This window comes from Streptomyces sp. 840.1, from assembly GCF_003751445.1.
GTDB lineage: Bacteria > Actinomycetota > Actinomycetes > Streptomycetales > Streptomycetaceae > Streptomyces.
Genome location: NZ_RJUU01000001.1, coordinates 1,581,297 through 1,593,950 on the forward strand (window position 1 = coordinate 1,581,297; position 12,654 = coordinate 1,593,950).

General features: G+C 69.7%; 16 protein-coding genes. 7 read left to right on the plus strand and 9 right to left on the minus strand.

Annotated features, from left to right (window positions below; genetic code table 11):
- The first annotated feature begins 58 nt into the window (after positions 1 to 58).
- Complete coding sequence (serC, locus tag EDD93_RS07320; protein WP_123524384.1) at positions 59 to 1,177, plus strand: phosphoserine transaminase; 1,119 nt, start codon at positions 59 to 61, stop codon at positions 1,175 to 1,177.
- A 227-nt stretch (positions 1,178 to 1,404) separates the two neighbouring features.
- On the opposite strand, the gene EDD93_RS07325 is transcribed toward serC, so the two are convergent.
- Together EDD93_RS07325 and EDD93_RS07330 are read right to left on the minus strand one after the other, a co-directional pair.
- Positions 1,405 to 2,427, minus strand: a complete 1,023-nt coding sequence (locus EDD93_RS07325) for a S41 family peptidase (RefSeq protein WP_260255649.1) — start codon at positions 2,425 to 2,427, stop codon at positions 1,405 to 1,407.
- Positions 2,424 to 2,939 (minus strand): GNAT family N-acetyltransferase, encoded by a 516-nt coding sequence (locus tag EDD93_RS07330; RefSeq protein ID WP_123524385.1) that lies wholly within the window; start codon positions 2,937 to 2,939, stop codon positions 2,424 to 2,426. Before EDD93_RS07330 ends, EDD93_RS07325 begins: the two co-directional genes overlap by 4 nt.
- A gap of 102 nt (positions 2,940 to 3,041) precedes the next feature.
- Here EDD93_RS07330 and EDD93_RS07335 point away from each other — a divergent pair, with 102 nt between their 5' ends.
- Positions 3,042 to 3,437, plus strand: a complete 396-nt coding sequence (locus EDD93_RS07335; protein WP_123527628.1) for a PPOX class F420-dependent oxidoreductase — start codon at positions 3,042 to 3,044, stop codon at positions 3,435 to 3,437.
- 6 nt (positions 3,438 to 3,443) lie between these two features.
- On the opposite strand, the gene EDD93_RS07340 is transcribed toward EDD93_RS07335, so the two are convergent.
- Entirely contained in the window at positions 3,444 to 4,436 is a 993-nt protein-coding gene (locus EDD93_RS07340; RefSeq protein WP_123524386.1) for a WD40 repeat domain-containing protein, read from the minus strand.
- Here EDD93_RS07340 and EDD93_RS07345 point away from each other — a divergent pair.
- The gene (locus EDD93_RS07345) at positions 4,435 to 5,265 is read left to right on the plus strand and encodes a GDSL-type esterase/lipase family protein (RefSeq protein ID WP_260255650.1); all 831 of its coding nucleotides are present in this window, start codon (positions 4,435 to 4,437) and stop codon (positions 5,263 to 5,265) included. The genes EDD93_RS07340 and EDD93_RS07345 overlap by 2 nt on opposite strands.
- On the opposite strand, the gene EDD93_RS07350 is transcribed toward EDD93_RS07345, so the two are convergent.
- From EDD93_RS07350 to EDD93_RS07365, 4 genes are all read right to left on the minus strand, one after another.
- Positions 5,201 to 5,842 (minus strand): helix-turn-helix domain-containing protein, encoded by a 642-nt coding sequence (locus tag EDD93_RS07350; protein ID WP_123524387.1) that lies wholly within the window; start codon positions 5,840 to 5,842, stop codon positions 5,201 to 5,203. The two genes, EDD93_RS07345 and EDD93_RS07350, sit on opposite strands and share 65 nt — an antisense overlap.
- A gap of 69 nt (positions 5,843 to 5,911) precedes the next feature.
- Positions 5,912 to 6,493: a TetR/AcrR family transcriptional regulator gene (locus tag EDD93_RS07355; protein ID WP_398903045.1), complete on the minus strand. Its 582-nt coding sequence runs from the start codon at positions 6,491 to 6,493 to the stop codon at positions 5,912 to 5,914.
- 177 nt (positions 6,494 to 6,670) lie between these two features.
- Entirely contained in the window at positions 6,671 to 7,738 is a 1,068-nt protein-coding gene (locus tag EDD93_RS07360; RefSeq protein WP_260255651.1) for a hypothetical protein, read from the minus strand.
- Between the two features lie 111 nt (positions 7,739 to 7,849).
- Complete coding sequence (locus EDD93_RS07365) at positions 7,850 to 8,275, minus strand: hypothetical protein (RefSeq protein ID WP_260255652.1); 426 nt, start codon at positions 8,273 to 8,275, stop codon at positions 7,850 to 7,852.
- A gap of 117 nt (positions 8,276 to 8,392) precedes the next feature.
- Between EDD93_RS07365 and EDD93_RS07370 the strand changes: the two genes are divergently transcribed.
- Entirely contained in the window at positions 8,393 to 9,169 is a 777-nt protein-coding gene (locus tag EDD93_RS07370) for a helix-turn-helix transcriptional regulator (protein ID WP_123524390.1), read from the plus strand.
- Positions 9,166 to 9,405, plus strand: coding sequence for a DUF397 domain-containing protein (locus EDD93_RS07375; RefSeq protein ID WP_123524391.1), 240 nt, complete (start codon positions 9,166 to 9,168; stop codon positions 9,403 to 9,405). Before EDD93_RS07370 ends, EDD93_RS07375 begins: the two co-directional genes overlap by 4 nt.
- A 58-nt stretch (positions 9,406 to 9,463) precedes the next feature.
- Here the strand turns inward: EDD93_RS07375 and EDD93_RS07380 are convergent, their stop codons facing one another.
- The gene (locus EDD93_RS07380; protein ID WP_123524392.1) at positions 9,464 to 10,507 is read right to left on the minus strand and encodes a YafY family protein; all 1,044 of its coding nucleotides are present in this window, start codon (positions 10,505 to 10,507) and stop codon (positions 9,464 to 9,466) included.
- 92 nt (positions 10,508 to 10,599) lie between these two features.
- On the opposite strand from EDD93_RS07380, the gene EDD93_RS07385 reads away from it, so the two are divergent.
- Positions 10,600 to 11,001 carry a VOC family protein gene (locus EDD93_RS07385; RefSeq protein WP_123524393.1) on the plus strand — a complete coding sequence of 134 codons (402 nt, stop codon included), beginning with the start codon at positions 10,600 to 10,602 and terminating at the stop codon, positions 10,999 to 11,001.
- A 73-nt stretch (positions 11,002 to 11,074) separates the two neighbouring features.
- Here the strand turns inward: EDD93_RS07385 and EDD93_RS07390 are convergent, their stop codons facing one another.
- Complete coding sequence (locus EDD93_RS07390) at positions 11,075 to 11,719, minus strand: LysE family translocator (protein ID WP_185092466.1); 645 nt, start codon at positions 11,717 to 11,719, stop codon at positions 11,075 to 11,077.
- 413 nt (positions 11,720 to 12,132) lie between these two features.
- Between EDD93_RS07390 and EDD93_RS07395 the strand changes: the two genes are divergently transcribed.
- Positions 12,133 to 12,600 carry a MarR family transcriptional regulator gene (locus EDD93_RS07395; RefSeq protein ID WP_123524395.1) on the plus strand — a complete coding sequence of 156 codons (468 nt, stop codon included), beginning with the start codon at positions 12,133 to 12,135 and terminating at the stop codon, positions 12,598 to 12,600.
- Positions 12,601 to 12,654: the final 54 nt, after the last annotated feature.

A 12,654-nucleotide genomic window follows, 5' to 3' on the forward strand; every position in this document is an offset into this window, starting at 1 on the left:
CGTCTCATCCGACGGACAGGATGCGTAGCCGCCGTACCGAGCGGCTACGCTCCGACTCGTGGCCGACATCCAGATTCCCGCTGACATCAAGCCCGCCGACGGGCGCTTCGGCGCCGGTCCTTCCAAGGTGCGGACGGAGGCGCTCGACGCGCTGGCCGCCACCGGAACGTCCTTGCTCGGTACGTCCCACCGCCAGGCTCCGGTGAAGAACCTGGTCGGCGCGGTACGTGACGGAGTGCGCGACCTCTTCTCCCTCCCCGAGGGATACGAGGTGATCCTGGGCAACGGCGGCTCCACCGCCTTCTGGGACATCGCGACGCACGGTCTGATCGAGTCGAAGTCCCAGCACCTCAACTTCGGCGAGTTCTCCTCGAAGTTCGCGAAGGCCGCCAAGCTCGCCCCGTGGCTGGCCGACCCGACCGTCATCGCCTCCGACCCGGGCACCCACCCGGACCCGAAGGCCGAGGCGGGCGTCGACGTCTACGCCCTCACGCACAACGAGACCTCCACCGGTGTCGCCGCGCCCATCAAGCGCGTCGCGGGCGCCGACGCGGGCTCCCTGGTCCTGGTGGACGCCACCTCCGGCGCGGGCGGCCTGCCGGTCGACATCGCCGAGACGGACGTCTACTACTTCGCCCCGCAGAAGTCCTTCGCCTCCGACGGCGGCCTCTGGATCGGGATCTTCTCCCCCGCCGCACTGGAGCGCGCGGCCCGCGTCCACGCCTCCGGCCGGCACGTCCCGGAGTTCTTCTCGCTGCCGACGGCGATCGACAACTCGCTGAAGAACCAGACGTACAACACCCCGGCCCTGGCCACGCTGTTCCTCCTGAACGAGCAGCTGACCTGGATGAACACCCAGGGCGGCCTGGACTTCACCACCGGCCGCACGGCAGCCTCCTCCGGCCACCTGTACGGCTGGGCCGAGGAGTCCAAGTACGCCACCCCGTTCGTCACGGACCCGGCCAAGCGCTCGCAGGTCATCGGCACGATCGACTTCGCGGACGAGATCGACGCCACCGCCGTCGCCAAGGCCCTGCGCGCCAACGGCATCGTCGACACGGAGCCGTACCGCAAGCTGGGCCGCAACCAGCTGCGCGTGGCGATGTTCCCGGCGATCGACCCGTCGGACGTCCAGGCGCTGACGGCATGCATCGACTACGTGATCGAGAAGCTGTAACCGGTCCTCCGACACGTACGGAACGGCCCTGCACCCGCGATCTGCGCGTGCAGGGCCGTTTCTGCTTCACTCACCGGGGTGACGCGGGGCGTACGGGCCGCGAAGGGTCGGCAGTCCTACGATGATGGCCGCCGGAGGAGCCCAACCCGCCTCGGGAGCAGGAGCCGCAGTCGCAGCCGGGGCCGGAGCGGCGGCCGTCCGAGGGATGACGGCGGCCGGTGGACCGGTCAGGAACTTCGGCAGGCCTTCTGCTTCCTGAGCCAGGCGGCGGCTTCCGTCAAGGGCTCGTTGTATCCGCGGGCCTCGGGGATCTCCACGTCCGCTTCGATGGGTCCGTCGTAGGTCCGCCCGGTCCGGTCGGTCTCGCGGGCCACGGTCAGGATGACCAGCGCACCGTCGGACTGTTCGTACGACACGTTCGCGGTGGGAACGCCCGTGGTCGCCTCCCCGAACGTGCGGGTGTCCGGGCGGCCCCGGAAGGCGATGGTGACGGCCTCCCCGGCGCTCGCCGTCCGGCGGCTGGTCAGGACGGCCACCGGCGGCGCCGGGCGGGTCAGCGGCTTCGCCGGGCCCCATGTGTCCAGGTACTGGCGGGGGGTGCCCTTCGTGAGCGTCCAGGGGGACTTCTTGCCGTCCGCGTAGACGGCGTTCCCGACGGTGCCGTCGCCCAGCACCGATCCGACGGCGGCGAGCGGCCCCCACATGTCGCCGCCGTTGTTGCTCCGCACGTCGATGATCCAGCCGCAGACGCCCTGCCCGTCGAGCGCGGCGACGGTCGCCCGCGCCGAGCGGACGTAGGGGGCGGCTACCCGGTCGGAGGGCTCTGCGGGGAGCGTCAGATGGGCGATGCCGCCCGCGAGCCGGCGGCCCTCGGGGAGTATCAGGTCCTCGGCCGGTGCGTTCAGGGATTCGTCGGCCTGCTCCGGGTCGTAGAAGGTGCTGTGCCTGTCGTTCAGGTCCCGCACCGCCTGGCGGATCGCCCGATACGTCTCGGACGGCGTCTGCGCCTTCCGCGCTTCGGTGAAGGCGTCCTGACGGAGCTTCGGCCAGTCCACGTCCTTGGTGACCAGGGAGTGCTTCTCCATCGTGTCCAGGGCGGAGGTCAGGTAGGTGCGCGCCTTCGGCGACATCCCGTCCCCGGGAGCCGCGTCGGCGTCACCGCCCGCGCCGCCGCCCGTGCATCCCACCGCCGCCGCCAGTACGACGAAGCCGAGGGCCGTCGAGGAGAGGCCCCGGGGCCATCCCCTCATCGCGCGTCCAGCCGCCACCGCACCTCGCCGTCCTCCCACTCGTCCGTCCGCACCAGCCCCGCCGCGGCGGCCACCGCCGCCGACGCCGCGTGGTCGGGGTGGATGTGGGCGACGACCGTACGCACCGCTCCCCCGTCCAGCAGGTGCGCCACGAGGCCCACCGCCGCCTCCTTGGCGTAGCCCCGGCCCTGTCGGCCGGACCCGATCACCCAGGCGATCTCCGCCCGCGCCTCGCCCACGTTCACCGTCGCCTGCACATAGCCGGCCAGGCAGTCGTCATCGCGCACGGCGAGCACCCAGTTCCACCACCGCTCGGCCGGGTCCGGCGAACCGGCGCTCTGGCGTGCGTAGCGGGCCCGCAGGGCGTCCACGTCCAGGGGAGCGCCGCCGGTGAAGGTGTGCAGGGCCGGGTCGGAGAGTACGGCCGCCATCTCGTCCGCGTGCGCCACACGCAGCGGCAGGGCGTCCAGGCGCGGGGTGGAGAAGGGCATCGGCCCGTGGTTCGTCGTCATATGCGGATGATCATACTGTCGGGCCCGGCGGCGGCCAGGAAACGCTCGTCCGGCGGCCCGCCCGGGGATGACACGGCGCCGGGCCTGCGGATCATGGAAGGTATGGACACGATTGCTGAGCTCAAGCCCTTCGTGAAGCAGTACACCGTCCTGCTCAGCACCCGTCGGCAGGACGGCACGCATGCCGACACCCCCGTCAACATCGCGGTCGAGGGCGATCACGCGTACATCCGTACGTTCTCGTCGGCCTGGAAGGTGGAGCGGATGCGCAACCACCCCACCGTGCGCATCGGCCCGTGCACGCTGCGCGGCAGGCCGACCGGTCCGCAGATCACCGCCCACGCCCGGCTCCTCCAGCCGGGCTCGAAGGAGAACACCCACGCCGCCCGGATGATGTCGCGCAAGCACCCGATCGTGCAGGGCGTGCTCGTCCCGCTCACGCACCGGATCAAGCGGGACCGGACCCTGCACTACGAGGTCCGCCCGCTCGAAACGTGACCCCTGTCAGCCCTTGCGGCGTCGCCTGCCCAGGAAGAGCACCAGCCCGATCACGGCCAGGACGCCGAGACCGGTCGCCGTGGTGCCCTTCACCGGCACACCGTCGCCTCCACCGCTGCCCGTACCGGAGGACGACGACGGGGACTTGACGCCGGTACGGCCCGACTCGCCGCCGTTCTTCAGGTCCACCCGCACCACGTCGCTCTGCTCGCCCTCGGAGCCGTACATCAGCGCCGAGCCGTCGGCCGTGTACGTGACCGACTCGGCCTGCCCCAGCAGCGGGGACTCGACCGGGTAGTCCTTGCCGAGCCGGCCGTTCTTGAACACGTAGCCGCGCGCGCTGAAGTACGAGCGCAGCACCAGTTCCTTCCCGTCCGGCGAGAACGCCCCGTCCGTCACCCACGGCACCTCGCCGACCCGCCGGAAGATGTTGTCCGAGCCCGCCGTGAGCTTCGCGGGACCCTCGTAGAGCCCGCCGCCGCCCTCCTTCTTCGAGGCGATGTACACGCGCCCCGTCTTCGGGTGGACCATCAGCGCCTCCGCGTTGCGCGGGCCGTCCGCGTACTTCACATCGAACTGCGTCGCGCGGACCGTCGCGTCCCGCAGCACCTTCGGCTCGGGGAAGCGGTAGATCCAGACGTGGTCCCAGCTGCCGTTCAGGTTGTCCCCGATGTCACCGACGTACAGATTCCCGTCGGGCCCCAGCGAGATCGCCTCCACGTCGCGCGGCTCCCCCACACCCTTCATGGTGATCTTCGCGACGGTCTTCCCGGTCCTGGAGTCGACGGCGAAGACGTACGGCCCGTCGTCACTGTCGTTGTGCGTCCAGTAGATCCCCGGATGGGCCCGGCTGGCGGCCAGTCCGCTGGACTCGGTGATCCGAGGGTCCTTGATCGTGAAGCTGCGGTCGGCCCCGCCGTCGTCGGCCACGGCGGGCACCGCCACCGCGAGGGACAGGAGCGCGGCGGCGCCGAAGGCAGTCAGTCGATAGGAACGCATGGCACAAGTGTCCATCGTCACGTCGCAGGCCGGAGCCATGATCGGCCATGATGACGCCATGCGTTTCATGTTCGTCGGCGATTCCATGACCATCGGGCGCGCCGGCGACTTCACCTGGCGCTACCGCATGTGGCAGCACCTGGAGGCATCCTTCGGCGCCCCGTACGCGATCGTCGGCCCACGCAGCGAGCTGCACGACACCGGCACGGGCACCCCGGTCTCCTATGCGTACGCCGCCGAGGAGTTCCCCGTCCCCGCCCGCGCGCACCTGGCCGGCTGGGGCGAGGGCTGGCTGCACATGGCCCCGGTGATCGCGAACGCCGTCGCCGCACACCGCGCGGACATCCTGCTCGTCTCGCTCGGCCTGATAGACCTCGGGTTCTACACGGACAGCGAGCAGACCGCCCGCAACGCCCGCGCCTTCCTCGCGGCGGCCCGCACCGCGAACCCGCGCATCAGGTGCGTGCTGCTCCCCGTCATACCGAACATCCGGGCCGAGTCCGACGCCCCCTTCGCCGCCGAGTGCGCCCGCTTCAACGAACTCCTCGCCAAGGCCGTGGCAGACCTCGACGAACCGATGTCCCCGCTGCTGCTCGCCTCCCGCCCGCCGGGCTACGACATCCACACGGACACCTACGACGGCACCCATCCCGGCCCGTCCGGCGAACACCGGCTCGCGGGCGCCTACGCCGACGCGATGCACCAGGCGTGGGGGCTGGGCGGGCCGTATGCCCCGGCGCGGGACCGGCCCGAGGCGCCGCCCCTCACTGCCTCGCCGACGGCTTCGCCCGTACGTGCATCCGCTCCCCCTGTGGTCCGAACAGGCTGAGGAACTCCACCGGTTCCGGCCCGACGTTGCCCCACCAGTGCGGGGTACGCGTGTCGAACTCGGCCACCTCGCCCGCCTTCAGCACCAGGTCGTGCTCGCCCAGCACCAGCCGCAGCCGCCCCGACAGCACGTACAGCCACTCGTACCCCTCGTGCACCCGCTGCTCGACCGGCCCAGGGGGGCCCGTCAGTCCGGGCATGACCTGCTTGTACGCGTTCACCCCGCCGATGTGCCGGGTCAGCGGCACGAACGTCATGCCGTGCCGGTTGAACGGGCGGAAGGTGACCCTCGGATCACCGGTGTCCGGCGCGCCGACGAGCTCGTCCAGCTGCACCCCGTACGCCTTCGCCAGCGGGAGCAGCAGTTCCAGGGTCGGCTTGCGGCCGCCGGACTCCAGCCGGGACAGCGTGCTGAGCGAGATCCCGGTGGTCTCGCTCAGCTGGGCCAGCGTCGTGCCGCGCTCCGTCCGCAGCGCGCGCAGCCGGGGCCCCACTCCGGTCAGGACGGACGAGAACTCGTCGTCCGCCGCGCCGCCGTCTTCCACGCCGTGGTGCTCGTGGTGCTCGTGTGCTGCCATTCCTCCATGATGCCTCCGCTTGCCGGTCCGGCAAGCGGCTTTGTCAGGCGACGCTGTCGGACGGCACTGTCAGACGGAGGCCTCGGAGGTGTCGCCGGGGCCGATCATGGACAGTGACAACCGGGTCAGCTCACTGGTCAGCCAGTCACACGGCACCTGGCGCGGACGGCGCCCGTGGTGGGCGAGAAGCTCGTCGACGGAGTGCGTCAGCACCTGCACGACGACCGTGAGATCCCCGCCGAACCCATGGCCCAGTCCCGCCGCGCGCTCGGCCTCACGGGTCAGGAACTCGACCCATACGGAGCGCCACATCGCGAGGTGTTCGTCCATCGCCCGGCTCACCCCGAGCACCTCGACGAACGCCACCCGCGCCGCCTGCGGGTCCCGCGTCACGACCCGCACATAGGCGTCGAAGAGCCTTTGGAACCGTTCCGCCGTCGGACAGGCGTCAATGCCCTCGGCCGAGAGCTCCACTTCGACCGCCCGCATCCCCCCGACCGCCACTTCGTCGTACAGGTCGACGAGCAGCGCCTCACGTGATTCGAACTCACGGTAAAAATCGCGCAGTTGTACATGCGCGGCGGCACAGAGATCCTCCACGGAGGTACGGGAGTACCCGTACACGGCGAACAAGGTACGTCCGGCCGCCATCAGTTGCTCACGGCACTGCACCGGATCCCTCGCCACCCGAACTCCGTCCCATCGGTCAACCATGGCATCCACCACCGGTCCTCCTCAGTTCGTCCAGGCCCCCGGGCCCACTCTCCTCGATCCACCGCACCGGCGGTGGAACCGCCACACCGTCACACCGGCGAACGGCCGTACGCCTCAGCCGGCACCGCCGGTCCCGTCCTTGGCACCGCCGGTCCCGTCCTTAGCACCGCCGGTCCCGTCCTGCGCGAGGACCGCCGCGACCCGCTCCCGCCAGGGCAACGGCTCGGGCTCCTCGACATCCTCGACATCCTCGCCCCGACCGGGTTCGTAGACGGGCCACTTGGCCGAGTGCGCCCGCCACGCGGCCTCCTGCGCGCACGGCGGGCACACCGTCTCGTCACCCCGGGGCCGGAACATGTGCTCCCGCCCCGACCCCTCGCAGGGCACGGGCGGCCGGGCCGCGGACAGCGCAGGCGCGGATGCGGCCGCGCACACCGGCTCCGGGAGCTTCTGCAGCAACCGGTGCCGCAGGAACCCCACGGCCGACCGCACCCCGCTCTCGGGCAACTCACTGACCAGCGCCAGCCGCAGCTCCGCCGCCCGCACCCCGCGCCGCAGCCAGTCGGCAGCGACGTCTGCCAGCCCCCGGGCCTCACGGACTCCGAGGTGGAGCTGGGGGTGGGCGTGCCGGAGGGAGAGCAGTACGTGCTCGGCCTCGACGACCTCGGCGTCCCGCTCCGGGGCCGCTTCACCATCCGGCTCGGACGCTGAAGCCCGGTCCGCTTCGGAGGGTGGGTGGGACGAGTTCTTCTCCTGTCGTTCTTCCACCGGTAGTTGGCCACCGGCCGACCGAGTACCCGGCTGACCGACCATCGGAGAGTGACTGCTCGGTCCCACCTGCGCCGCTTCCGGCCCGGAGTCCCGGAAGCGGCGGGCCTCTTCGGCGGAGATGGCCACGTTGCTGACCAGTTGATCGGTCACCCACAGCCCTCCGTCCCGTTGCCGCCGCCACTCATGCACGAACTCCTGTGCCTTGAGCTGCTCCTTGGCCTTCTGGTAGGCACGCCCGGTGATCCCGAGCCGCCTGGCGTGCTCGCTGAGCGCCTTGTCCGTACGGCCCGGGGGCAGCCCCTGTACGTAGGTGATCAAGATCTTCGCGTCACTGTCGAGCTTCGGATGCCGGATGACATCGTGCGACGCCTTCACATAGCCGTAGGACGGCGAGATAGCATGAAAAAGCATTCTCGGTGGACCTCAAGCAATCCATCGCGGGGTGAAGGCCCTCGGTCGGGTGTTGGTAGCACCTCCGGGGGCCGCCCCATGCGTAGACACACACAGAGCGTGATAACGCGATCACGGTACATCACACTTCTCGGCCTCCACCACACCCATAAGCAGCTCGAACAGCAGTTCCGCGTCCACGAACGGGACTTGGGCGGTGGGGAGCGAACGCCAGTCCAGCGGATACGTCAGCCCCTCCAGCGCGGGCACCCCGACGAACGCCGCCCCCTCCCGCACCATCGCCTCGGCCCCGACAGGCCACCGGAACACGCGGGCACTCCCGGGCGGCAGCAGAAAGTACATGCTCCGCTCCCCGATCCGGGACCGGACGATGGGCCCGGCCTGGAAGTCGGTGAACTGCATGACCTCGTAGGCCACTTGTTCCCCGAGCAGCCCGATGATCCGTACGGCGTCGAAGTGGATCCCGGCATGACGCAGGGCATGCCCGCTCGCGGGAATCCAGGAGGGCATCAGGTCAGGTGAAGATTTCGGTTCCATACGTAAAGCGTCGGCGCCCGCACGTACGGTGACCAGGGACACAAGGCATCCGTGCACGGCTGTGCACTTGGGGGGTGAGCTGTGCACTCCGATGGGCGCAGTGGCAGTAACACAGGGATGTTCGGCACGTTGCTGCGGTTCTACCGCGAACGGGCCGGCCTGTCACAGGAGTCCCTGGGCGCGAAAATCGGTTTCTCGAAGTCGCAGGTCGCGATGGTGGAGCGGGGGGAACGTCCGCCGAAGGGAGACTTCACTCCGCTCGCGGACGCCGCACTCGGCGCGGACGGTGCTCTGACAGCAGCAGCCAAGGAACTGACCTTCAGCCGGGTAGCCTCCTGGTTCGAACCGTTCGCCGAGGAAGAGGCCAGGGCCAGGGCGCGCTACGAGTACGAATCCAACGTCATACCTGGACTGTTGCAGACCGAGGAGCACGCACGCGCCGTGTTCAGCGGAGCCTGCCCGCCTCTCGATGACGACGAGATCGAGGCATTGGTCGCGGGCCGCCTCGCACGTCACTCCATGCTGACCCGTAAACCGGCGCCGGACATCAGTTTCGTCCTGGAATTCAGTGCGCTCCTTCGCCCCATCGGTGGACGGCGCGTGCACCAGGCACAACTCCAACACCTGCTGGAGGTTGGCGAGCTGCGTCACGTGCACATTCAGGTGATGTCACCCCAGCGGGAGACACATGGCGGACTGAGTGGGCCCTTCGTCCTGCTGGAGACCGATGACCGGCGTCGTCTGGCGTACTTGGAGGTTCAGAACTGCAACTTCCTCGTCAGCGAACAGGCCCATCTGGGAACCCTGTTCGCCAGATATGGCATTGTGCGGATGCAGGCTCTCAGACCGGAAGAGTCACGGAAGCTGATTGAGCAGGCAGCAAAGAGACTATGAACACTCACCTCAAGTGGATCAAGAGCAGCTACAGCGGCCCGGAGGGCGGCAACTGCATAGAGGTCGCTCTCTCCTGGACTAAGTCCAGCCACAGCGGCACAAACGGCGGCAACTGCGTCGAGGTGGCCACCTGCCCCCACACCATCCACGTCCGGGACTCCAAGGACATCACCGTCCCCGCCCTCACCCTCTCCCCCGCGGCCTGGTCGGCGTTCCTCAAGCACGCTGCGGTATAGCGCCTGCCGACGTGAGGCGACCCGCTTCGTAGCGCGCCCAGCTCAGGCCCCGCCCGCCTCAGGCTCCGTCCGTCACCCCGCCGCGCGGCTCCTCGCGCGCCGTCCCCGGGTGGTGGCGTTCGCCCGATCGCGCCAGGCGGTCGGCGAACGCGACGACGAGAGTGCGCAGTGCGTCGGGCCGTTCGATGACGAACGGCCGGTCGAGCGAGGCGAGTACCGGCGGCAGCCAGTCGAGCTCCTGCGCCCGTAGCTCGACCCGTATCCACCGCCCGGCACCCGGATCCGCTCCCGCGTCCCCGGGTACGGTCTCCTCCAGCGTCGCCACACTGGCGGGCAGTCGGGTACGGATCTGGTCAACGGTCGCGTCGATCCGCAGGGTCACCTCGTACCGGTACTCGGCCGTGGCGAACCCGGAAAGCACGCGCTGTGCCGGGTCGAAACCGTCGGGCACCTCGAAGGAGCCGGTCAGGGGCCTGGCGCCCACGATGCGGTCGAGCCGGAAGGTCCGGTCCTCACCGATGCCGGGGTCCACGCCCGTGACGTACCAGCGGCCCGAATGAGAGACGATCCCGTACGCGTGCAGCAGGCGTTCGCTGCGGTGACCGTCCCGGTCGGTGTATCCGATCGAGACCGGCCGCCGGTGGCGTACCGCGTCGGCGACGGTGAGCAGGACCTCGGCATCCGGAGTGGGGAACTCACCAGGCGGGGTGGTGAAGGCGAGGGACTCCAGAACCGTGTCGAGCCTGCGGGCCAGCCGCTCGGGCAGCACCCTGCGGATCTTGGCCGCCGCCGTCTCGCTCGCGGCGTCCGCCGCCGTCATCAGCCCGGAGCGGCGGCCGGCGGCCAGGCCGAGCAGTACGGCGAGCGCCTCGTCGTCGCTGAGCATGAGCGGCGGCACCCGGTACCCGGAGCCGATCCGGTATCCCCCGTAGCGACCGCGCACCGCCTCCACCGGGACGTCCAGGTCGATCAGCTGGTCCACGTACCGCCGTACGGTCCGCCCGTCGACACCGAGCCTGCCGGCGAGTTCGGCCACCGTGCGGATGCCGCCGGACTGCAGCAGCTCCAGGAGGATCAGTACGCGCCCGGTGGGTCGAGACATATTCCGAGCCTAACGCGAATACCGGACCGATTCTGTCCACTATTCGTCCTAGCCTGCGAAGAACAGCAGCCCCACCGACCCGGGAGAACCCCATGGACTTCGTCTCGATCCGCATCATCACCGGCGACATCGCGCGCCTCGTCGAGTTCTACGAGAAGGCCACCGGCATCCTCGCGGTCTGGGCCACCGAGGACTTCGCCGAACTCAGCACCCCCACCGCCACGCTCGCGATCGGGAGCACCCGCACCGTCGGACTGTTCGCTCCGGGTTCCGCCCGCCCGGCGGAGAACCGCAGCGTGATCATCGAGTTCCTCGTCGATGACGTGGACCGGGTACACCGGAACCTGACCGGCTTCGTCACCGACTTCGTCAACGAGCCGACGACGATGCCGTGGGGCAACCGGGCGCTGCTCTTCCGCGACCCCGACGGCAACCTCGTCAACTTCTTCACACCGGCCACCCCGGCCGCCGTCGAGAAGTTCGCCCGTCACTGAACGCCGAGCTCAACGCTCGGGGGGGCGGCGGGGTGAAGGGCCAGAGCCACGGCACGCGCACAGGCCGTCCCGGTCAGGCCTGTGCGCGTGCCGGTACTTCCCGGGCGAGGACGACCGCGACCGCGCCGAGGAGGGTGCCGGTGATCCGGCGTTGCCACTTGGCCCATTGCGGACGGCTCTTGAGGAGTCCGGCGACCGATCCGGCCGCGAGCACGATCAGGCCGTTCACGGTGACGCCCACGGCGATCTGTATCGCGCCCAGGGCGAACCCCTGGGCTGTGGTGTGGCCGCGCTCGGGATCGATGAACTGCGGGATGAGGGCGAGGTACAGGATGGCGACCTTCGGGTTGAGCAGGTTGGTGACCAGCCCCATCCGCAGCAGCTTCCCGTGCGAGTCGCGCTGGAGGTCCCGCGGCTCGAACAGGCCCCGGCCGCCCGGCCTGAGCGTCTGCCAGGCGAGGTAGGCGAGGTAGGCCGCACCGGCGGCCTTGAAGCCGATGTACAGCCACGGGACGGCGACGAAGACCACCGCCAGGCCCAGGTTGGCCAAGGTCATGTACACCAGGAAGCCCAACGCGGTCCCGACCAGCGAGACGAGGCCGGCCGTCCGGCCCTGGCTGATACTCCGGGACACCAGGTACACCATGTTCGGGCCGGGCGTCAGCGCCATCCCCAGTTCCACCAGGGCCATTCCGCCGGCTGCCGCCGCTGAGATCATCACATCGGCCACCATGCCAGACGCGACGTACTCCCTGAACTTCACCCGGCTGCGGCCCGGCGGGGGCTCTCCCCTCGCGGAAGCGATCTCCTGGGGTGACCACTGCCTACGAGGCGCACCCGGCCCCGTACTCCGTTTGCGTCCCGTCTTCGGTGGCGACGGCTACACCGCTTCGCGGCGCGACCATTCGTCGTCTGTCAGATCCCCCACGAGCCACACCGAGATCGTTCCGCGAGCTTGATCAACCATTCGGACACGTCTCGGCTCGGAACCTGCGGCTGGAATCCTCGACTGTCCCCACTGGGTCCGGGACAGCAAGTCGCTTGTCCTCAACCGCGCTTGAGGTTCTACGGTCTTCGTATGACCTGCACAGCGTGCAGGCTCCACACTGAAGCAGCAGGACGGGATATCCCATGACGACACAGCAGGTCCCTGACGCCGAACTCGCCGGACAGCCCGCCGCATACTGGACCGGTGTCGCCTACGAGGCACTCATCGCCCACATCCGGGCCCGGCAGGCCGAAAGGGGCTATACCCAGCCCCAGTTCTGGCTGCTGCGCAACCTGTCGGCGAACGACATATCTCCCGATGGCAAGGGGATGACGCTGTCCGAGCTGCAGGAGGCCATGGCCTCCTACATCCGCCCCGAGGATGATCTGGCAGCGGAGGCCGAGGTGCTCCTGGATCGCGGCTGGCTGACCCGGGACGCCGAGCATCGGCTGTGGCTGACCGCAGAAGGGGAACAGACTCGCGTCGACTTCGCGAGCAGCGCCCCCGCGATCCGCGCCGTCCTCCACGAGGGCATCGATGATGCGGACTACGTCACCACGGTGAAAGTGCTCCAGCGGCTGATCCGCAACGCGGGAGGACCGGTCGCCTGACAAGCCACCGGCCGCGCGGGAGCGATGTCAGCGCTGCTCGCTAGGCTCCCGGCC